The organism is Neisseria sp. HMSC078H04, assembly GCF_001838135.1.
Classification (GTDB): Bacteria; Pseudomonadota; Gammaproteobacteria; order Burkholderiales; family Neisseriaceae; genus Neisseria.
Window position 1 is genome coordinate 1 of sequence record NZ_KV835846.1, and the last position, 22,042, is coordinate 22,042.

Below are 22,042 nucleotides of genomic sequence, written 5' to 3' on the forward strand. Positions count from 1 at the left end.
AAACTGACCAAAGACGGTTTGAACAACGCCGGTAACAAAGTGACCAACGTAGCCGATGGCGACCTCAACGCCAACAGCAAAGATGCCGTCAACGGCAGCCAACTGTTTGCGACCAACCAAAACGTAGCCAACAACGCCGCCAATATCGCCAAAGGCATCAACTTCGGCGGTACCACCGGCAGCAACAACTACGCATTGGGCGACACCATCAATGTCAAAGGCGACAGCAACATCATCAGCGAAACCGTAGCCGGTGGTGCACAGCTGAAACTGGCCGATGTATTGAATGTCGGTCAAGCGGCTCCGGTGAAAATTGATGGCGATAAAGGCGAAGTCAGCGGCTTGAGCAATACGACTTTGGGCGGCAGCGACTTTGCTCAAGGCAAACGTGCGGCGACTGAAGAGCAGCTGAATGCAGCCCAAGATCAGTTGGTGAATGTATTGGGTGGTAATGCGGCCAATAATGGCGGCAACATCAGCATGACCGATATTGGCGGTACTGGTGAGAACAACATCCACGATGCAATCAAAGCCGTTAATGCAACTGCCAATCTGCCTTTGACTTTTGGCGGCGATAGCGGCAAAGACGTTGAACGCAAACCAGGTACGAAGCTGAATATTGTTGGCGGTCAAACCGATGCAGCCAAACTTTCAGACGGCAATATCGGCGTTGTAGCGAATGGTTCTGATAAGTTGGAAGTCAAATTGGCTAAAGACTTGGCAGTTGACAGCGTGAAAGCCGGCGATACCACAGTCAATACTGACGGCGTGAAAGTTGGCGATGTCAATCTGACTAAAGCCGGTTTGAACAACGGTGGCAACAAGATTACCAATGTTGCAGCCGGTACCGATGATACTGATGCGGTGAATGTTGCTCAGTTGAACAAAGCTGCGGCTGCGGCTAAGACTGAAGTCGTTCAAGGCGATAACATTGTTGTTACTCAGGATGTCGGCACCAATGGCCAAACCATTTACAAAGTAGCTACTGATAAAAACCTGAAAGTCGACAGCGTTACCGCAGGCGATACCGTTATGAATAATGACGGTGTGAAAGTTGGCGATGATGTTGCATTGAACAAAGACGGCTTGAAAGCAGGCGATGTCAACTTGACCAAAGCTGGCTTGAACAATGGCGGCAACAAGATTACCAACGTTGCGGCCGGTACGGATGACACCGATGCAGTCAATGTTTCTCAACTGAAACAAGCTGCGGCGGCATCTAAAACTGAAGTCGTTCAAGGTAAGAACATCGTTGTGACTGAAAAAACAGGTGACAAAGGTCAGACTGTTTATGAAATTGCTACCGATAAAGACTTGGATGTTGACAGCGTGAAAGCCGGCGATACTACTGTCAATAATGATGGTGTGAAAGTTGGTGATAACGTTGCGTTGAACAAAGACGGCTTGAAAGCAGGAGATGTGAACCTGACTAAAGACGGCTTGGACAATGCAGGCAATAAAGTAACCAACGTAGCGGATGGCGACCTCAACGCTAACAGCAAAGATGCCGTCAACGGCAGCCAGTTGTACGCAACCAACCAAAACGTAGCCAACAACGCTGCGACGATTGCCAAAGGCATCAACTTCGGCGGTACGACCGGTAGCAACAACTATGCGTTGGGCAATACCATCAACGTTAAAGGCGACAGCAACATCATCAGCGAAACCGTAGCCGGTGGCGCTCAACTGAAGTTGGCTGACGAGATTAGCGTGAAGACAGTGAATGCCGATACCTTCAAAGCAGGCGATACTGTGATGAACAATGACGGCGTGAAAGTTAGCGATAAAGTTGCATTGAACAAAGACGGTCTGACCGCAGGCAATACCGTGGTCAACAACGATGGCGTAACCATCGCTGCACCGACTGAAAGCAATCCGAACAACCAAGTCAAATTGTCTCCTGTCGGTCTGAACAACGGCGGCCAACGCATTACCAACGTGGCTCCGGGTAAAGACGGTACAGACGCGGCAAACGTGAACCAGTTGATTGGCTTGGGCAACGAATTGCAAAACAACATCAACCAAGTAGGTAAGAAAGCCTACGCAGGTGTGGCTGGTGCGATTGCCCAAGGCTCGATTCCGCAAGTAACCCGTCCGGGTGCGACCGGTATCGGTGTTGGCAGCGGCTACTACGGTGGTCAGTCTGCCATGGCCATCGGCGTATCTGCGATGAGCGACGGCGGCAACTGGATTGTCAAAGGCAACTTCTCGGCCAATACCGACGGTCATGTCGGTGTCGGTGCCGGTGCGCTGTATCAGTGGTAAGTTGGCAATGACAGGCAACTAGATTTGCTGCCTGAATAGGGAGGCCGTCTGAAATTTTAGGTTTCAGACGGCCTTTTTTTCTGAAAACACTTGAATTTAGGCTATCTGAAACGATATGCTTCATCTATTTACCGCATGACTCTGAAAGAGAACAAATGAGCAAAACCATCCATTATTTGAAAGACTACGCCGCGCCAGCGTACCGTATTCTGAAAACCGACCTGCATTTCGATATTTTAGAACCGCAAACCATCGTCAAATCCAGTCTGACCGTTCAACCTGAAAGAGCAGGGGAGCCATTGGTATTGGATGGTTCGGCAAAACTGCTGTCTGTGAAAGTAAACGGTCAGGCCGTAGATTATGTGTTGGAAGACGAAAAATTGACGATTGCAGGCGTGCCGTCTGAAAACTTCACGCTGGAAGTAGAAACCGAAATTTTGCCGGCTGAGAACAAATCTCTGATGGGTCTGTATGCTTCCGGCGGCAACCTGTTTACCCAATGCGAACCGGAAGGTTTCCGCAAAATTACCTTCTACATCGACCGTCCGGATGTCATGTCTAAATTTACCACCACGATCGTTGCAGACAAAAAACGCTATCCGGTGTTGCTGTCTAACGGCAATAAAATCGATGGCGGCGAGTTTTCAGACGGCCGTCATTGGGTGAAATGGGAAGACCCGTTTGCCAAACCGAGCTATCTCTTTGCTTTGGTGGCAGGCGATTTGGCGGTAACGGAAGATTATTTTACGACCATGAGCGGCCGTAAGGTCAAAATCGAGTTCTACACCACGGAGACAGACAAACCTAAAGTTGGTTTTGCAGTGGAATCGTTGAAAAATGCGATGAAATGGGACGAGACACGTTTTGGCTTGGAATACGACTTGGATATTTTCATGGTCGTTGCCGTGGGCGATTTCAATATGGGCGCTATGGAAAACAAAGGTTTGAATATTTTCAACACCAAGTTTGTGCTGGCCAACAGCCGTACCGCGACCGATACTGACTTTGAAGGCATCGAATCTGTTGTCGGCCACGAATATTTCCACAACTGGACGGGCAACCGCGTGACCTGCCGCGATTGGTTCCAATTGTCGCTGAAAGAAGGTTTGACCGTTTTCCGCGATCAAGAGTTTTCTGGCGACCGAGCCAGCCGCGTGGTGCGCCGTATTGACAATGTCCGCATGCTGCGCTTGTTCCAATTCCCAGAAGATGCGGGCCCGACTGCGCATCCTGTCCGCCCGGCCAGCTATGAAGAGATGAACAACTTCTACACCATGACCGTCTATGAAAAAGGTGCAGAAGTAGTGCGTATGTATCACACCTTGCTCGGAGAAGAGGGCTTCCAAAAAGGCATGAAGTTGTATTTCCAACGCCACGACGGTCAGGCTGTGACTTGTGATGATTTCCGTGCCGCAATGGCAGACGCAAACGGCATCAATCTTGATCAGTTCGCTTTGTGGTATAGCCAAGCCGGTACGCCGGTTTTAGATGCTCAAGGCCGTCTGAAAGATGGAGCGTTTGAATTGACCATCAAACAAACCATTCCGGCTACGCCCGATATGGCGGACAAGCAGCCGATGATGATTCCTGTCAAAACCGGTTTGTTGAATGAAAAAGGCGAAGCGGTTGAGTTTGAATATCAAGCCAAACGGGTGAAAGAGGCGGTTTTGGTATTGACTGAAGCCGAGCAGACTTTTGTGTTGGGCGGCGTCAATGAGCCGGTTATCCCGTCTCTGCTGCGAGATTTCTCTGCACCGGTTACCCTGAACTATCCGTACAGCGAGCAAGAGTTGGCCACTTTGCTGGCGGCAGATGAAAATGAGTTTGCACGTTGGGAGGCTGCTCAAACCCTGTATCATCGCGCCATTAACGCCAACCGTCAGGCATTGGCGGAAGGCCGTCCTTTACCGGAACACAAAGCATTGATGGATGCTTTGGCTTTGGTGGTTTCCGGTGACTTTGATCCGGCATTCCGTGCCATTTTGCTGCAAATGCCGTCTGAAACCGATGTATGGGCGGAAGAAGAAAATATTGACCCGATTCAGGTTCATCAAGCGCGTGAAGCCTTGCTCAATGCCGTTGCTGTCAAGTTCCTGCCTCAATGGCGCGAGCTGAACCGTCAAGCTGCCGATCAAGAAAATCAAGCAGATGCTGCTGTTCGTTATGAATACAGCCCGGAATTGGCCGGCTGGCGTACTTTGCGCAATGCTTGCAGGACATTTGTCCTTCGTGCTGACGCTGCGCATATCGAACACGTTGCGGAGAATTACGAAGCAATGGCGCAAAACATGACCCACGAATGGGGTATCTTATCCGCAATCAACAGCAATGAAAGCGAAATCCGTGATCGTTTGTTGACGAAATTTGCCGATAAATTCGCCGATGATGCCTTAGTAATGGACAAATACTTTGCCCTGATTGCTTCAAGCCGTCGCAAAGATACTTTACAGCAAGTTCAGACGGCCTTGAGTCATCCTAAGTTCAGTATTGAAAATCCAAATAAAGCCCGTTCTTTATTGATGAGCTTCAGTCGCAATATTCCGCACTTCCATGCAGAAGACGGCAGCGGCTACCGCTTTATAGCCGATAAAGTGATGGAAATCGACCGCTTTAATCCGCAAGTTGCCGCTCGATTAGTACAAGCCTTCAATATCTGCAATAAATTGGAAGTTAACCGTAAAGCTGTCATGACCACAGAATTGCAACGCATCCATGCACAAGAAGATTTGTCCAAAGATGTGGGCGAGATTGTCGGTAAGATTTTGAATGAAAAATAAAGCTTGTTTGTTGACATTATTGTAATTTGGCAATAGGGATAGATAGACTAAAGGCCGTCTGAAACCAATTGGTTTCAGACGGCCTTTTTTGTATGTTAACGCTTAAATTAATTTTCGTTGAGGGTAGGGAATAAGAATAAAAAAAGAGCCTGCATAAAACAGGCTCTTTTTCATACTAATCCGAAGATTAGAATTTGTGACGCAGGCCAACCAAACCAGAGATGGTTTCAACTTTGTGAGGACCAGACTCAGCACCACGCAACCAGCCGGCAGAAACCAGAGCAGTAGTGCGTTTAGAGAAGTCGTAGTCAGCACCAACGATAACTTGGTCGTATTGAGTGCCTTTCAGTTTTTCGCCGTCAACTTTAGCTTTGAAGCCGTGAGCGTAAGAAACGCGAGGAGTTACGTTACCAGCGCGGTAAGCGGCAGTAGCAGCAACTTCGATAGTTTCAGTAGGACGGCTATCCAAGGCAGCAGCAGTACCAAATACTACGTTAGAAGCGTTAGTAGTGGCAGAATTTACAACGCCGTTAGATTGTGCTTCAGCGTAGTCACCCAAAGTTTCCCAGTTTTTAGCGTATTGACCGGCTACAGACACGAACAGGTTGTTAGCATCGTAACCACCTACCAAGCGGTGTACGTGACCGTCTTTTTCAGAAACGGCGTTTTTACGGAAACCACCAGCGTATTGACCGAAGAAACCAGAGTTTTCGTAGTTCAGGCCAGCGTAGTAAGTGTCACGGGTAGCGTCGTTGTGAGTGTATTTGTCAGAAGGGTTAGCGTTGTCGCGTGGAGTGTATTGTACGCTTGCGCTGAAGCCTGAGAATACAGGGGTGTCGTAACGTACAGATACTGCACGCTCGTCAACACGAGTGAATACAGACATGTTCAAAGCGCCGTTGCTGCTTTCCCATTGGTCAAGATTGTCGCTAGTGTTTTTAACAGTAGAGTCCAGTTTACCAGCACGAACTTTACCGAAGCCACCTTCCAAACCGATGAAAGATTCGCGAGAAGCCCACTCTTTGTCGCCACCGGCGATAGAAGTAGACTGTTCAACTTGCCAGATAGCATTCAGGTTGTTACCCAAGTGTTCGTGGCCTTTGAAGCCGATGCGTGAACCGAAGTCAGCGATTTCAGTAGCAGTTTTAGAGCTTTTCTCGTGACCCAGTTTAGCAGCAGTTTGTTCACCCAATTTTACTTTGGATACTTCAACGCCAGCTTTAATTTGACCGTACAGAGTTACGTCAGCCATAGCTGCAACAGGCAGAGCCGCCAGAGTCAGGGCAATCAGTGATTTTTTCATTGCTGTTTTCCTTTTTTAAGTGTGAAGAAGCGAGCATTCGTTCTTCTTATTACGATATCGTTCTGTTTCAACGATTCCATGACCATAATATAAAGGTTATGGCCTAGGAAAACAAATTTTCCTCTTGTTTTGAGTGATTTTTGCGGGGAAACGTTGTTTTTTACAGACAGGGTGGAAGTGGAAGACTGCCTTTTATTTTGTAATGTGTTTTTCTAAAAGGGAATTTTAGGATGGCTATAAAATATGGGGGATATAAAATTGGGTTGTGAATATTGTTTATTGTGTTTTCAGACGGCCTTGGTAATTGGAATTTATCGTGTATTGGGTTTGCAAATATATAAAAAACCTGCCTGATTGCTCGGGCAGGTTTTATTTGATTGAAAGACAGATTAGTTTTTGTCTTGGTCAACCAGTTTGTTTTTGGCAATCCAAGGCATCATAGAACGCAGTTGAGCGCCGACTTTTTCAATTTGGTGATCAGCGGTCAGACGGCGACGGGCTGTCATGCTGGCGTAGTTGACGGCACCTTCTTGGATGAACATTTTAGCGTATTCGCCGGTTTGGATGCGTTTGAGGGCGTTGCGCATGGCTTCGCGGGATTTGTCATTGATGACTTCGACGCCGGTTACGTATTCGCCGTACTCTGCATTGTTGGAAATGGAGTAGTTCATGTTGGCGATGCCGCCTTCGTAAATCAGGTCAACAATGAGCTTCATTTCGTGCAGGCATTCGAAGTAGGCCATTTCTGGGGCGTAGCCTGCTTCGGTCAGGGTTTCGAAGCCGGTTTTGATCAATTCGACCACGCCGCCGCACAATACGGCTTGTTCGCCGAACAGGTCGGTTTCGGTTTCTTCGCGGAAGTTGGTTTCGATTACGCCGCCTTTGGTGCCGCCGTTGGCTGCTGCGTAAGACAGGGCGATGTCGCGTGCTTTGCCGCTTTTATCTTGGTAAACGGCGATCAGGGAAGGTACGCCACCGCCTTTCAGGAATTCGCTGCGTACGGTGTGGCCTGGGCCTTTAGGGGCAACCATGATAACGTCGAGGTCGGCACGGGGTACGATTTGGTTGTAGTGTACGTTGAAGCCGTGGGCAAATGCCAATACTGCGCCTTCTTTCAAGTTTGGCTCGATTTCGTTTTTGTATACGATAGGTTGGTTTTCGTCAGGCAACAGAATCATCACAACGTCGGCTGCTTTGGTTGCTTCGGCAACGGTGCGTACGTCGTGGCCGGCTGCTTCGGCTTTTTTCCAAGAGCCGCCTTGGCGCAGACCGATGACGACATTTACGCCGGAATCTTTCAGGTTTGCTGCGTGTGCGTGACCTTGTGAACCGTAACCGATGATGGCAACGGTTTTGCCTTTGATTAGAGAAAGGTCAGCGTCTTTATCGTAATAAACTTGCATTTTATTTCCTTAGTGTAAGAGGGTTCCGGATAATCCGGGTTGAGTTAAAAGTAATAGGGGTTAAGCGGGGACTTGGTTCATCAAGACAATTTCCAATGCTTCGGTTTTTCCTTCGATGGATTTGACGAAGTTTTGGAAATGTTCGCTGGCATTGTGTTCGTCAATAGCTGCTTGGGATTTCCAGCTTTCTACGAATACGAAACGGTTGGGTTTGCCGATTTCTTGGTGCAGGTCGTAGCTGATGTTGCCTTCTTCTGCACGGCTGGCTTTGACCAATTCTTTAAACTGGGCAGCCAGAGCCTCGGTGTATTCGGGTTTGACGGTAACTAATGCAACGATTTGGATGCTTGACATGTTTGTCTCCTACTGTTTTTCAGATGGCCTTTGTAGAAAGCAAAAGGCCGTCTGAACGATACAGCGTTAAATTTTCAAAATACGCTCGCCGCGGCCGATGCCGGCTGCGCCTGTGCGGACGGTTTCCAAAATTTGAGCACGGCCGACTGTTTCGAGGAAAGAGTCGAGTTTTTCGGTAGAGCCTGTGATTTCGATGGTATAGCTGCGGTCTGTTACATCAATAACGCTGCCACGGTAGATTTCGGTCAATCGCAGGAATTCGTCGCGGTCTTTGCCGACGGCGCGGACTTTTACCAACATCAACTCACGTTCGACAAAACGGCTTTCGTTCAAGTCAACCACTTTGACAACTTCAATCAGTTTGTTGAGTTGTTTGGTGATTTGCTCGATGACGTGCTCATCGCCATGGGTAACAATGGTCATACGGGACAAGGTTTTGTCTTCGGTTGGTGCAACAGCCAGGGAGTCGATGTTGTAATCGCGTGCGGAGAACAAACCTACCACACGGCTCATCGCACCTGATTCGTTTTCCATCAGAATAGATAAGATATGTCGCATTTTTCTCTCCTTACGCTGACAATGTTTCGCGCATATGCGGCGGCAGAACCATCTCGTCCAAGCCTTTGCCGTTGCCGACCATAGGCAGTACGTTTTGTTTCTTGTCTGTCAAGAAATCGAGGAATACCAGGCGGTCTTTTTGGTTTAATGCTTCCAGCAAAGCGCCTTCGACATCGGATTTCTTGTCCACACGGATGCCGATATGGCCGTAGGCTTCAGCCAGTTTGACAAAATCAGGCAATGAATCGAAATAGGTCTCCGATTCACGGTTGCCGTAATAAAGTTCTTGCCATTGGCGGACCATGCCGAGGTAGCCGTTGTTCAGGGTAACGACGTTAACCGGAACGCGGTATTGGAAACAGGTGGACAGCTCTTGGATGTTCATCTGAATCGAGCCTTCGCCGGTGATACAGAATACATCTTGATCAGGAGCAGCCAGTTTCGCACCGATGGCATATGGCAAACCGACGCCCATTGTGCCTAAGCCGCCGGAATTGAGCCATTGGCGTGGACGCTCAAATGGGTAATATTGAGCGGTAAACATTTGATGTTGACCGACATCGGAAGTAATGATGGCAGAATTATTGGTGATTTCGGCCAGTTTTTGAATGACGTATTGCGGTTTGATGATTTCGCTTTCATTATCAAACCACAGGCAGTTGCGCGAACGCCACTCTTCAATGCTTTTCCACCATTTATCCAATGAGTCGGCTGTAGGTGCAGATTCTTGCTTGCCCCACAATTGAATCATTTCGGACAATACGTTTTTCACGTCGCCGACAATCGGGATATCCACTTTGACACGTTTGGCAATGCTGGACGGGTCAACGTCGATATGAATAATTTTTTTGGCTTTTTCAAAGAATTTGGACGGTACGGAAATCACGCGGTCATCGAAGCGCGCACCGATTGCCAGTACAACGTCTGCATTCTGCATGGCGAGGTTGGCTTCGTAAGTGCCGTGCATACCCAGCATGCCCAAGAATTGGCGGTCGCTGGAAGGGTATGCACCCAAGCCCATCAATGTACCGGTACAAGGAGCGCCGATCATGCGGACGAATTTAGTCATTTCTTCAGAGGCATTGCCCAAAACCACGCCGCCGCCGAAGTAAACAATAGGGCGTTTGGCGGAAGCCAGCATTTGTACGGCTTTTTTGATTTGACCGATGTGGCCTTGTACAACCGGTTGGTAAGAGCGGATGAAGATGTCTTCTTGCGGGTAGCTGAACTTAGCCATTGCTTGGGTGACATCTTTGGGAACATCGACAACAACGGGACCAGGACGGCCGCTTGCGGCGATTTGGAAAGCTTTTTTGATGGTGTCTGCCAACTCAGCGATATTGGTCACCAAGAAATTGTGTTTGACACAAGGGCGGGTAATGCCGACTGTATCCACTTCTTGGAATGCGTCTGTCCCGATAAGGGAGTTGCCCACTTGGCCGCTGATGACTACCAACGGAATGGAGTCGCTGTAAGCAGTGGCGATGCCGGTCAGCGCATTGGTCGCGCCTGGGCCGGAAGTTACCAAGGCAACGCCGACTTTGCCGCTGACACGGGCATAGGCATCTGCCGCATGTACGGCTGCCTGCTCGTGGCGAACCAGGATGTGCTTGAATTTATTGAGTTGGAAAAGGGCATCGTAGATTTCGATAACCGCGCCGCCCGGATAGCCGAATACATACTCGACACCTTCGGCTTTGAGACTTTGCACGATGATTTGTGCGCCTGATAATTGCATATTGACCTCTTTTATATGGTTTCAAACCAATAGGAACAATCCGCCTCACCACAGCACCTGTAATGCAATTCCACCAAGCAGCGATTTAGGGTACGCGCACTGAGGGAATACGATGACAGTCAGACTATCCAAGCAATTGGAAAGAAACACAGAGTTTGTGAAAAAGAGTAGAAACGATAACGCAATCCGACTGTACAAGCAAGACAAAATCTTTCATCTTTTAACGTTTAAGGAGTGAAAATAGATTATCGTTTGATTTTAAAGAAATAAAAAAACAGTTTTATTGATCTTGGTGTGGATGGATTGTTGACAGTTTGAGTAAGGAGAAGGTTTTTGCAAGTGAAGAATAGCAAAAAACCTCTTGACTGAATCAAGAGGTTTTTTAAATTTGGTGCCCAGGGTCGGACTCGAACCGACACACCTTGCGGCGGGGGATTTTGAGTCCCCTGCGTCTACCAATTTCGCCACCTGGGCTAGCGAAGAAGTCGTCATTATAGCGAGTTCTTGAATCTTGTAAAGCAGTATTTGAAAAAAAATTGGATTATTTTTATATTTGCTTGATTTTTAATGAATTAAACTTTTTGCGTTTGAAGGCTATCTAAATGGAAGGCAGATTTTTAAAACAAAAAAAGCAGTATTTATCTGCAAAAAGGGCTACATTTAATGTGTCAAACGCGTTAATATGAAGATGTTTTGTTTTTATATCGGCCGGGCGGTTGTTTGGCCTCACTTATTTGAAACGGTTTTGGAGAAAATTTATGCTTTCCGTTACACGAACTTTCTTACTCAGTGCTTTTGCGTTGGCTGCTCTGGCTGCTTGTCAGCCTAAAGAGGAGGCCAAAGAGGCTTCTTCGACACCTGCCGCTTCTGCTGCGCCTGCTGCTTCCGGTGAGTCTGCGCCCAAAGTGCAAGCGCGTGGTACCGATATGCGCAAAGAAGATATTGGTGGTGACTTCACATTGACCGATGGCGACGGCAAACCTTTCAGCCTGAGCGACTTGAAAGGTAAAGTGGTTATCCTGTCTTTCGGTTATACCCACTGTCCTGACGTATGCCCGACCGAGTTGCTGACTTACAGCGATACTTTGAAACAATTGGGCGATCAGGCTAAAGATGTGAAAGTAGTATTTGTCAGCATCGACCCTGAGCGCGATACGCCTGAAGTAATCGGCAAATACGCTAAACAGTTCAACCCTGATTTTATCGGCCTGACGGCTACCGGCGATCAAAGCCTGCCTGTCATCAAACAGCAATACCGTGTGGTATCGGCTAAAGTGAACCAAAAAGAAGACAGTGAAAACTATTTGGTTGACCACTCTTCAGGCGCATATTTGATTGATAAAAACGGCGAAGTGGCGATTTTCTCGCCTTATGGCAGCGAGCCGGAAACGATTGCGGCTGATGTGAAAACTTTATTGTAAAACCGTAGTTGAGGCCGTCTGAAATGGATTGTTGATTTCAGACGGCCTTCTTGTTTTTGATACGGCAAAGGAGAAGAAAAAAATGACCGACACACTTTTAACGATTGCTTTATCCAAGGGGCGAATTTTTGAGGAAACCCTGCCGCTGTTGGCCGCCGCCGGTATTGTGCCTGCGGAAGAGCCGGAAAAATCGCGCAAGCTGATTATTGGTACGAATCATGACAACATCCGTTTGGTGATTGTGCGCGCGACCGACGTGCCGACTTATGTGCAATATGGTGCGGCGGATTTCGGTATTGCCGGTAAGGACGTGCTGATTGAGCATGGCGGAGATGGCCTGTATCAACCCTTAGATTTACACATCGCCTCATGCCGCATGATGGTTGCGGTGAAAAAAGGTTTCGATTACGCCGCTGCGTCCAAACCCGGCAGCCGCTTGCGGATTGCCACTAAATATCCCGACATCGCCGCCGAACACTTTGCCGATAAGGGTGTGCATGTGGACATCATCAAACTGTACGGCTCGATGGAGCTTGCGCCTTTGGTCGGTTTGAGCGACGCGATTGTCGATTTGGTTTCCAGCGGCAATACATTGAAGGCCAATGGTTTGGAAGCTGTGGAACATGTGGCTGATATTTCCAGCCGCTTGGTGGTCAATAAAGCGGCCTTGAAAACCAAATATGCGCTGTTGAATCCGATTATTCAGGCATTTGAAAATGCTGCTAAGGCCGTCTGAAAAGTTTTTGGCAAAACCTGTCTGCCAACCCAGTTTGAAAGCCCTGTCATGATGCAAAGCAAACCGACACTCGATACGATTCTTTCCCATCGTTCCATCCGCAGGTTTACTTCCGAACCGATTGCCGCTGAAATCCTCGATACGCTGGTTCGCGCCGGACAGCAGGCTTCGACTTCCAACAATCTGCAATGTGTTTCCATCATCCGCGTATCCGATCTTGCGCTGAGGCAGGGGATACATGAAGCGGCAGGAAGCGCACCTTATATTGTCCATTGTGCGGAATTTTTACTGTTTTGCATCGATTTTTCCAAACACAAGGCAATGTTTCCCGATGCGCAAATTGATTGGGCGGAAGTAACACTGATTGGTGCGGTTGATGCGGGCATTATGGCGCAAAACGTATTGCTTGCCGCCGAATCGCTTGGGCTGGGCGGCGTGTATATCGGCGCGCTGCGCAATGATGCGCAAAAAGTATCGGACGTGTTGAACCTGCCGGATTATTGCGTGCCTTTGGTGGGATTGTGTCTCGGTTATCCCGATCAAGACCCGCCGCTCAAGCCGCGCCTGCCTAAGGAAATGGTGTATGCCGAAAACGCCTGTTCGAGCCTGAATGCCGAGGCGGTTGAAGCCTATAATCAGGCAGTAGCGGATTATTATGAGTTGCGCAAGGGCAGTCCGATACCTTGGAAGGAATCGCTGGCCAAAACCTTGGGTAATCCTGTGCGGCCGCATATGTTGGCGTTTTTGCAGAAAAAAGGTTTTTTGAAAAAATAATGTTCAGACGGCCTATGTGTGGCTGAGGCCGTCTGAAAACAATAGGAACGAAACAAGGAAGAGATCAAACCATGAAGAAACTCGACACCCAATCCCCTGATTTTCAAGCTGAACTCAAAGCATTACTCGCTTTTGAAACTGCGCAAAACCCTGAAATCGACCGTATTGTTGCCGACATCTGCGCCGATGTTCAAAAACGCGGCGATGCAGCGCTGATTGAATATACCAACCGTTTTGACGGTACATCTGCTCAAACCATCGACGACTTAATCCTGACGCAAGACGATTTGCAGTCTGCGTTTGAGCGTTTGCCTGAAAACGTTCAGACGGCCTTAAAAACGGCCGCGAGACGGGTGGAAAGCTACCATAAACACCAAAAAATGGAGTCGTGGACGTACGAAGACGAAGACGGCACGCTTTTGGGCCAACAGATTACGCCGCTTGACCGTGTCGGCATTTATGTTCCGGGCGGTAAAGCCGCTTATCCGAGTTCCGTCATCATGAACGCCATGCCTGCCCACGTTGCCGGCGTGAAAGAAATCATCATGGTCGTTCCTACTCCGAAAGGCGAGCGCAACGATATCGTGTTGGCGGCTGCTTTTGTGGCCGGTGTAACCAAAGTGTTTACGGTCGGCGGCGCGCAGGCAGTTGCGGCTTTGGCTTATGGTACGGAATCTGTGCCTCAAGTCGATAAGATTACCGGCCCGGGCAATGCTTTTGTCGCTGCGGCCAAACGACGCGTGTTCGGCGTGGTCGGTATCGATATGGTGGCAGGGCCGTCTGAAATTTTGGTGATTGCCGATGGTACGACGCCTGCCGATTGGGTGGCCATGGATTTGTTCAGTCAGGCGGAACACGATGAAATTGCACAAGCGATTTTGATCGGCACTTCTCAAGCGTATTTGGACGAAGTTCAGGCGGCCATGAACCGCTTGATTGAAACCATGCCTCGCCGTGCGATTATTGAAGCTTCATTGGGCAACCGCGGCGCAATGATTTTGGCTAAAGACTTGGACGAGGCCTGCGAAATCGCCAACTATATTTCTCCAGAGCACTTGGAACTGTCGGTTGAGAATCCGCAAGAGTGGGCGAAAAAAATCCGCCACGCCGGCGCTATTTTCATGGGACGCTATACCAGTGAAAGCCTTGGCGACTATTGCGCAGGCCCCAACCACGTTTTGCCGACCAGCCGCACGGCGCGTTTCTCTTCTCCTTTGGGAACATATGATTTCCAAAAACGCTCCAGTCTGATTCAGGTTTCAGAACAAGGCGCTCAGAAGTTGGGTAAAACCGCCAGCGTGTTGGCGCATGGCGAAAGCTTGACCGCGCACGCTAGAGCGGCTGAGTTCCGTTTGAAAGACTGAGTGAAACGTTGAAGTCGTAAGAAATCCAAAAGGGCATCTAAACAGATGCCCTTTTTATTGTGATGAAGATTTTAGCTGAGAAGGTATCAGGCCGTCTGAAAACAGGTTTAACGGTTTTTCAGCCAGTCATTACGCATTTGTGCGGCTTCTTCAAAATAGCGGTAAAGCTCGGTTTTGTTGCCGTCTGAAAGGAGCTGTTCCAATTTGGATAATTGTTCTTTCAAATCGCTGGTCAGTTTGAGCAGGGCAGGGCGGTTGGCCAGGCAGATGTCTGTCCAGACGGCAGGGTGGCTGGAGGCAATGCGGGTAAAGTCGCGAAAGCCGGTGGCGGCATAAGGGAGATAGTCTTTACCGTGCGGATGGTCGAACAAAGCGTGGACATAGGCAAAGGCGGTCAAGTGCGGCAAGTGGGAAACAGCGGCAAAAATATTGTCGTGTTCTTCGGCACTCATGGTGGAAATTTGAGAACCAACCGCCTGCCATAGGCTTTTCAGTCGTCTCAGGCCGTCTGAAGCCTCTTGGCCGTGTAGCGTAATGATAAGGCGGCTGTTTTGAAACAAACCGCAACGCGCGGATTTTGCCCCGCTTTGATCCGAGCCGGCAATCGGGTGTGCGGCAAAACATTGCGGCAGGCGCTCGGGCAAGTGGGTGCGGAAGGCATTGAGTGCCGATTGTTTGGTGCTGCCGACATCGGAAACGCAGGCGGTGTCTTTTAAGAAGGGCTTGATGTCGCGGCATACGTCAGGCAGGACGGAGACAGGCGTGGCAATCAAAACCAAATCGGCGTTGCCGATGCTTTCGGCGCAAATATTCGGATAGGCATGGTCGATGATGCCGCATTCGAGTGCGTAATTGAGGTTGTCGGCATTGGTGTCGATGCCGGTAATGGTTTGCACCAGTCCCAAGCGTTTGAGGTCGAGCATGAACGAACCGCCGATTAAACCGACGCCGATAAGGGTAATGTGGGGAAAAAAGGCGGAAGTGTTCATGGTTTGAATCCGATTTAAGTGGAAAAGCTTATTTTAATCCGTTATGGGGGTCGTCTAAAAGTTGTCATCAAGCTTTCAGACGGCCTTTTTTATGGTCGAATTTTCATGATTTAGGCATAGAAAACTCCGTTTAGTAGGAGCATGTAACCGATTATCAGATTTTCATACACTAAAATAATCATCTGAATTAGTATAACGTCTTAAAGTAAGTAATTGGTATCTTAAAGTAAATTATTACATCATATTTTATTTTGATTGATATCGAATAAAATAATTCACTCAGAAAGAAGGAATTTATGAGTTTTTCACAAACCGAATTAGTCAACGCAATGCGTTTGCTTTCTACCCGTCTGCCGCAGTTTCCGGAGCAGCAAAACCAAGTATCCCGCATGTTGCGCATCGTAACCGAACGTTTGAGCAGCCATTTGAACGAAAACCTGAAAGCGTTCGGCATCAATGAAAACCTGTGGTTTTCCCTGATGGCGGTTTACGTCAGCCCAAACAGCGAAATCCTGCCTTCGCGCTTGAGCGATCTGATGGACTTGACGCGCACCAGTGCAACACGCCTGTCGGACGATATGGTTGAGCGCGGCTGGGTAGAGCGTTATATCAATCAGAAAGACCGCCGTCAGATTGTGCTAAAATTGACCCTTTCGGGTGAGACCTTCATCCACGAAGTATGGCCGCAAATTGCCCGTCAGAGCGGCCAAGCGTGGGAAGATTTCACGAAAGAGGATTATGATACGCTGCAACACCTGTTGGGTAAACTGTTGAACCGGTTGGGTAATTGACAACAGACGGCCTGAAGGTCTGCGGCAAGCACACATAAACGGAGTCTGTATGAAATTAGGTTTGGTCAAATCAAGCGTATGCGTTGCCGCTGTTTCGTTGTTGGCGGCGTGTGCGCCGTTCGGCAAACAGTCGCCTTTGGATGAGACAACAGCCTATCCGCTGCCGCAAGGCCAATCTGCCGCTACTGCCCAAGACGGCTGGTGGATGAAGCTGAAAGATAAAAAATTAAACAATTTGATTGCTTCCGCCATTCAGACGTCTACCAATCTGCGTGTCGTCAAGGCAAGGTTTGAGCAGGCTCAGGCGCAGCTGGGCGTTGTAGGAGCCGCAAACAAACCGCAAGTCGGCTTGGGTGTAACCGGTATCGGTACCTATGTTTCACCCAAACCTCAAGCCGGTATGGTTGATACCGACCATACATTGGTTTTGGCGAACGCAGCCTTGCAAGGCAGCTTGGTTTTTGACTTTTGGGGTAAAAACCGAGAGCAGATTCAAGCCGTTTTGGGAAAAAGCCGGGCAGCGGTGTATGAATCGCATCATATCCGCACCGAGTTGGCTCACGCCGTTGCCGCCCAATATTTTGCGTGGCAGATGGCGACAGAACAACTGGCGCTGCTAGATACGCGCATAGAGCTGGCGGATAAAGCATTGAAACTGATGCAACAACGCGTTAAAGCGCAGCTGGCTCCTGCCGATGCCTTGCACGCTCTGGAAATGGCGCAACAGCAATTACAGCTTGAAAAATCGGCATGGACTCAGAAAAATGAGAAAATCCGCAACAGTCTGGCTGTATTGACCGGCCGAGTGCCGGGTGCATTAAATGGACAGGTTCCGGAAAAAATGGTGGCTGTGCCGTCATTGCCGGTTAGCCGTATTGAAGCGGACTTGTTGGCGGCCCGTCCCGATATCGCGGCACAAAAAGCCTTGCTTGAAGAGAAATGGCATATCGTCAAATCGACTGAGGCAGAGTTTTACCCAAATATCGAGTTGAAAGTTTTGGCAGGTATGACGCACATTGATGCGTTCAATCTGATTCGCGGACGGACTTCCGGTATGTTGGGCATCGTTCCGGCTTTGAATCTGCCATTGTTTACTTCCGGTGCGCTGCAGTCCAAATTGGCGGGCAAACGTGCCCAATATAACGAGCAGGTTGCCGTGTACGACCAAACTGTTTTGAACGCCATGCGTGCGGCGGCAGATGCCGTCGTGGACTATCAAAGCCTGAAGAGCCGACAAGATACTTGGAACAAGATGGTCAATATTTCCGATAAATCTGCACAAAATGCAAAAGGACATGTTCGTGCAGGTTTGGATAACGGCTTGAGCGCCTTGCAAAAACAAGATGAAGCTGTGCGTACGAAAATGTCGGCAGTTCAATACCATGCAGAATATCTGACAGCTTGGAGTAACCTCAATGCCCAGTTGGGCGGAGGCTTTAAATTAAATAAGAAATAAACGTTTTATCAAAACGTAGGCCGTCTGAAAGTGATTTCAGACGGCTTTTTGCTTACCTTATTTACATTTGCTACTGGAAGAAATTATTGTAATGAATAGAGTGTAACTATAGAATATGACTCTTTAGCGCGTTAAACGCGCGTATTGGGGACTGATGGTATAAGTCAGCGCCCAGTAAGACAATAATATCGTTATCACATGTGCAGAATTAAAGTTAGGACTTATGGATACTCAATCAGAAAAAAATAATGTCCAAAAAGAAACGGAAGTAGCCGCTTCCGGCGTTAAAACGCATCGCAAACGCAATTTGGTTATCGTTACACTCCTATTCCTTATTACGGCGGCCGTAGTTGCTTTGGCGTATTTTCTGTTTTGGCAGCATGAAGAAGAAACAGAAGATGCTTATGTGGCCGGTCATTTGGTGATGATCACGCCGCAGGTAAACGGCACGGTGCGCAAAGTCATGTATGACGATACGGATGTCGTGAAAAAAGGCGATGTGTTGGTGGCTTTGGAAGATAGCGATTTTCAGCTGGCATACGATCGCGCGCAAAATGAATTGATTCAGGCCATCCGTCAAAACAAACAGCAAACTGCGGTCAATTCAAAAGCTAAAGCGCAAGTGTTGTTGCGCAAAGCCGATTTGGCCCGTGCGCAAGCCGATTTGCGCCGCCGTGAATCTTTGGCGGGTACGGAAGCGGTTTCCGGTGAAGAACTCAGCCATGCCCGCGCCGCTGTGGTTCAGGCTCAGGCTGCATTGAAAGCAGTTGAGGCGGAAGAAGTTTCTGCTCAGGCAGCGTTGGGCAGCAATATTCCTCTGCGCCAACAACCGGCAGTTCAGACGGCCATCAGCCACATCAAAGACGCTTGGTTGAATTTGCAACGTACGCAAATCCGTTCGCCGATCGGCGGCCAAATTGCTAAACGCAATGTCCAAGTCGGCCAACGTATCGTGCAAGGTACGCCGATGATGGCCGTTGTGCCTCTGTCTGAATTGTGGGTGGATGCGAACTTTAAAGAGTCGCAACTGCGCAAAATGAAAATCGGCCAGCCTGTTGAAATGACAGCCGATTTGTACGGCAGCAAAGTGGTTTACCATGGCAAGGTAATGGGCTTGTCGGCCGGTACGGGCAGTGCGTTCTCATTACTGCCGGCACAAAACGCAACGGGCAACTGGATTAAAGTTGTACAACGTGTACCGGTGCGTATCAGTTTGGATGCTAAAGAATTGCAACAAAATCCGCTCCGTGTCGGTTTGTCGATGACTGTTAAAGTCGATATTGCCGAGAAGGGCAGCGGTAAAGCCATGACTGCCGAAGCGGAACAAAATACTGCCTTGCCGGAAACGGAAAGTGTAGATTGGAAAGCCGCCGATGCTTTAGTCGATAAAATCTTCGAGCAATACGCAAAATAATCTTTTCAGACGGCCTGAGTCTTTTATTGAAGGCTCAGGCCGTCTGAAATATTGATTCTCTTCAATCGACCGCTTTGGCGGTTGTCTTATAGTTTAAAAATATGAATTATCCGCCGTTACAAGGGTTTAAGCTGGTGTTGGCAACTTTGGCGCTCAGCTTGGCCGTATTTATGGAAGTCTTGGACAGCACCATCGCCAACGTCGCCGTGCCTGTTATTGCAGGGGATTTGGGCGCGGCTACCACGCAGGGAACTTGGGTGATTACCTCATTTGCCGTAGCCAATGCCATTTCCGTTCCCTTGACAGGTTTTTTGGCCAAGCGGTTTGGCGAGGTTAAAATCTTTATCGCCGCCGTGATCGGGTTTGTCGTAACGTCATGGCTGTGCGGTATGGCACATAATCTTCAAGCCTTGGTTTTTTTCCGTGTATTGCAAGGTTTCATTGCCGGGCCATTGATTCCCTTGTCCCAAAGCCTGTTGATGGCTTCCTATCCGCCTGAAAAACGAACATTGGCACTGGCCTTATGGGCGATGACTGTCGTCGTTGCCCCTGTATTGGGACCGATTTTGGGAGGTTGGATTTCGGACAACTGGCATTGGGGATGGATTTTCTTTATCAATATCCCAATCGGGATTTTATCTGCCTCCATTGCTTGGAAACAGCTTAGACACAGGGAAACCGAAATTATTAGGGCGCCAATCGATTATGTCGGGCTGGTGTTGATGATTGTCGGTGTCGGCGCATTGCAAATGATGCTTGATAGGGGCAAGGAATTGGACTGGTTTGCCTCAGGAGAGATTATCGTTTTGGGCGTTACCGCTTTGGTGTTCCTGACATATTTTATTGTTTGGGAGTTGGGCGAGAAATACCCGATTGTCGATTTGTCATTGTTTAAAAATAGAAACTTCACGATAGGCGTTGTTGCTACATCATTGGGCTTTATGGTCTATATGGGCACATTGACTCTGCTGCCTTTAGTGTTGCAATCAAATCTCGGCTATACCGCTACTTGGGCTGGTTTGGCTGCTGCACCGGTAGGTTTTCTGCCGATTATTCTGTCGCCGATTATTGGTAAGTTTGGCAATCGCGTCGATATGCGCCTGTTTGTCAGTGCCAGCTTCTTGGTATTTGCCTATACATTCCATTGGCGAACCGATTTCTATGCCGGTATGGATATGAGCAACGTCGTTTGGCCGCAGTTTTGGCAGGGTTTAGGCGTAGCCATGTTCTTCCTGCCTTTGACCAGTATCACGCTGTCGCATATGAAAGGCAACCAAATTGCCTCGGCCAGTAGCTTGTCTAATTTCTTGCGTGTCTTTATGGGTGGTGTCGGAGTATCTGTTGTCAGCACCATGTGGGAACGACGCGAAGCTTTACACCATACTCAACTGACCGAACATGTTAACTTGTTGTCCTCAATCAGTAACCAATCTATTCAAGGCATGATGGCCAATGGCCTGAGCAAAGAGCAAGCCCTGGCTGCGATAAATAGTACCATTTCCCAACAAGGCTTTATTATTGGTTCAAATGAAATCTTCTTGGCAGGTAGTATCATATTCATCAGTATGATTCCCATTATTTGGCTGGCAAGACCTCCGTTTAGCGGTTCCGGCGGGGGAGGGCATTAGATAATTCAGACGGCCTTTTATCCATATATTATTTAAGACTCAATAGCAGATCCCTAAATGCATTTGGATCTTTAATGAACGTCATTTCTCCTGATTGAGGGAAATGGAAATCGAGCAGGCGCGATACCCAAAAACGAATACATCCGGCTCTTTGTGCAGTAGGGAAATACGCGCGTTCTTCATTAGATAATGGACGTACGCTTTCATAGCCATGGATAAAGGCATCATAAAGGACAGGGTCTAATTCGTTATCAGCTGTTCGTGCCCAATCATTAACCGCAATTGCCAAGTCGTACATGAAATTGCCGTTACACGCATAATAGAAATCGATAAAGCCGGAAACTTCATCTCCATTAAGCAATACGTTGTCCTTAAATAAATCGGCATGGATAATACCGGAAGGCAAATGCTCTCCTAGATTTTCATCTAAAGCAGCAATTTCAGATTGAAGCAGTGCGGCATCCTCAGAATCTAAAACAGGTAGCAATTGAGTGCAGGCATTATGCCACCAGTCATCATAACGAGGATTTTTCATTTTTAAAGGAAAGTCTTGACCGGCTAAATGCATTTTAGCCAGCATAGCACCGGTATGGAAGCATTGAGCCTCAGTTGGCCAGCCGGTATCCGAGCCATTCAAACAAGTAACCAAACAAGCCGGTTTTCCGGCCAAAATAGAATGCAGTCTGCCATCTTTGCGAGCAATCGGAGCAGCGCAGGCAACACCATTCAGACTCAAATGCTGGTTGAGTTCTAAAAAGAAAGGCAGTTCATCTGATTTTAAAACCTCAAAAACAGTCAAGACATAACGACCGGTTGAAGTTGTCAAAAAATAATTACTATTAGTAATTCCTTGAGCAATCCCCTGCAAAGAAACAAAATCTCCCAAATCATATTGCAGAAGGAAGTCACGCATTTGAGCGTCGGAAACACTTGTATAGACAGACATAGCAAACTCGAGGCTGATATAAAGGATCAAAGAAACATCATACCAAAAAACAAGCGGCAACAATATAAATTAAAGCTAAAGCGAAGGTCAAATTCAAAAGGCCGTCTGAAAGAGCATTTCAGACG

General features: G+C 48.3%; 17 protein-coding genes and 1 tRNA gene. 10 read left to right on the top strand and 8 right to left on the bottom strand.

The features are described 5' to 3' along the window. Both HMPREF2560_RS05550 and pepN read left to right on the top strand, forming a co-directional pair. On the top strand, nt 1–2,265 hold a 2,265-nt coding region (locus tag HMPREF2560_RS05550), incomplete at its 5' end, for a YadA family autotransporter adhesin (protein ID WP_210385479.1). 155 nt (nt 2,266–2,420) lie between these two features. Next, the gene (gene pepN, locus HMPREF2560_RS05555; protein ID WP_070608591.1) at nt 2,421–5,042 is read left to right on the top strand and encodes an aminopeptidase N; all 2,622 of its coding nucleotides are present in this window, start codon (nt 2,421–2,423) and stop codon (nt 5,040–5,042) included. Between the two features lie 187 nt (nt 5,043–5,229). On the opposite strand, the gene porB is transcribed toward pepN, so the two are convergent. The 6 genes from porB to HMPREF2560_RS05585 all read right to left on the bottom strand — a co-directional run bounded on the left by porB (nt 5,230) and on the right by HMPREF2560_RS05585 (nt 10,872). Then, on the bottom strand, nt 5,230–6,345 hold the full coding sequence (porB, locus tag HMPREF2560_RS05560) for a trimeric porin PorB (protein ID WP_070608593.1): 1,116 nt from the start codon (nt 6,343–6,345) through the stop codon (nt 5,230–5,232). Nucleotides 6,346–6,734: 389 nt separating this feature from the next. Further along, on the bottom strand, nt 6,735–7,748 hold the full coding sequence (gene ilvC, locus HMPREF2560_RS05565; protein WP_004521030.1) for a ketol-acid reductoisomerase: 1,014 nt from the start codon (nt 7,746–7,748) through the stop codon (nt 6,735–6,737). Nucleotides 7,749–7,808: 60 nt separating this feature from the next. Continuing rightward, on the bottom strand, nt 7,809–8,102 hold the full coding sequence (locus HMPREF2560_RS05570; protein ID WP_070583491.1) for a putative quinol monooxygenase: 294 nt from the start codon (nt 8,100–8,102) through the stop codon (nt 7,809–7,811). Nucleotides 8,103–8,168: 66 nt separating this feature from the next. Then, nucleotides 8,169–8,660, bottom strand: coding sequence for an acetolactate synthase small subunit (ilvN, locus tag HMPREF2560_RS05575; RefSeq protein ID WP_003748480.1), 492 nt, complete (start codon nt 8,658–8,660; stop codon nt 8,169–8,171). A 10-nt stretch (nt 8,661–8,670) separates the two neighbouring features. Beyond that, nucleotides 8,671–10,398: a biosynthetic-type acetolactate synthase large subunit gene (ilvB, locus tag HMPREF2560_RS05580; protein WP_070608596.1), complete on the bottom strand. Its 1,728-nt coding sequence runs from the start codon at nt 10,396–10,398 to the stop codon at nt 8,671–8,673. A 389-nt stretch (nt 10,399–10,787) separates the two neighbouring features. Continuing rightward, nucleotides 10,788–10,872, bottom strand: a tRNA-Leu gene (locus HMPREF2560_RS05585). A 284-nt stretch (nt 10,873–11,156) separates the two neighbouring features. On the opposite strand from HMPREF2560_RS05585, the gene HMPREF2560_RS05590 reads away from it, so the two are divergent. The 4 genes from HMPREF2560_RS05590 (at nt 11,157) to hisD (ending at nt 14,693) form a co-directional block, all read left to right on the top strand. Further along, a complete protein-coding gene (locus tag HMPREF2560_RS05590) occupies nt 11,157–11,819 on the top strand; it encodes an SCO family protein (protein ID WP_003680035.1) in 663 nt (220 codons plus the stop codon). An 82-nt stretch (nt 11,820–11,901) separates the two neighbouring features. Next, nucleotides 11,902–12,555, top strand: coding sequence for an ATP phosphoribosyltransferase (hisG, locus tag HMPREF2560_RS05595; protein ID WP_036473098.1), 654 nt, complete (start codon nt 11,902–11,904; stop codon nt 12,553–12,555). 48 nt (nt 12,556–12,603) lie between these two features. Then, on the top strand, nt 12,604–13,329 hold the full coding sequence (gene nfsA, locus HMPREF2560_RS05600) for an oxygen-insensitive NADPH nitroreductase (RefSeq protein ID WP_070608600.1): 726 nt from the start codon (nt 12,604–12,606) through the stop codon (nt 13,327–13,329). A gap of 71 nt (nt 13,330–13,400) precedes the next feature. Beyond that, complete coding sequence (hisD, locus tag HMPREF2560_RS05605) at nt 13,401–14,693, top strand: histidinol dehydrogenase (protein ID WP_070608602.1); 1,293 nt, start codon at nt 13,401–13,403, stop codon at nt 14,691–14,693. Nucleotides 14,694–14,800: 107 nt separating this feature from the next. Here the strand turns inward: hisD and HMPREF2560_RS05610 are convergent, their stop codons facing one another. After that, nucleotides 14,801–15,682 carry a prephenate dehydrogenase gene (locus HMPREF2560_RS05610; protein WP_070608604.1) on the bottom strand — a complete coding sequence of 294 codons (882 nt, stop codon included), beginning with the start codon at nt 15,680–15,682 and terminating at the stop codon, nt 14,801–14,803. Nucleotides 15,683–15,978: 296 nt separating this feature from the next. Here HMPREF2560_RS05610 and HMPREF2560_RS05615 point away from each other — a divergent pair, with 296 nt between their 5' ends. From HMPREF2560_RS05615 to HMPREF2560_RS05630, 4 genes are all read left to right on the top strand, one after another. Next, nucleotides 15,979–16,473: a MarR family transcriptional regulator gene (locus HMPREF2560_RS05615; RefSeq protein ID WP_063068067.1), complete on the top strand. Its 495-nt coding sequence runs from the start codon at nt 15,979–15,981 to the stop codon at nt 16,471–16,473. A 49-nt stretch (nt 16,474–16,522) separates the two neighbouring features. After that, the gene (locus HMPREF2560_RS05620) at nt 16,523–17,929 is read left to right on the top strand and encodes an efflux transporter outer membrane subunit (protein WP_070608606.1); all 1,407 of its coding nucleotides are present in this window, start codon (nt 16,523–16,525) and stop codon (nt 17,927–17,929) included. A 223-nt stretch (nt 17,930–18,152) separates the two neighbouring features. Next, on the top strand, nt 18,153–19,343 hold the full coding sequence (locus HMPREF2560_RS05625; protein WP_070608609.1) for an HlyD/EmrA/EmrK family protein: 1,191 nt from the start codon (nt 18,153–18,155) through the stop codon (nt 19,341–19,343). Between the two features lie 101 nt (nt 19,344–19,444). Then, the gene (locus HMPREF2560_RS05630) at nt 19,445–20,971 is read left to right on the top strand and encodes a DHA2 family efflux MFS transporter permease subunit (protein WP_070608611.1); all 1,527 of its coding nucleotides are present in this window, start codon (nt 19,445–19,447) and stop codon (nt 20,969–20,971) included. A 28-nt stretch (nt 20,972–20,999) separates the two neighbouring features. Here HMPREF2560_RS05630 and thrB read toward each other — a convergent pair whose 3' ends face one another. Then, a complete protein-coding gene (gene thrB, locus HMPREF2560_RS05635) occupies nt 21,000–21,917 on the bottom strand; it encodes a homoserine kinase (protein ID WP_070608613.1) in 918 nt (305 codons plus the stop codon). Nucleotides 21,918–22,042: the final 125 nt, after the last annotated feature.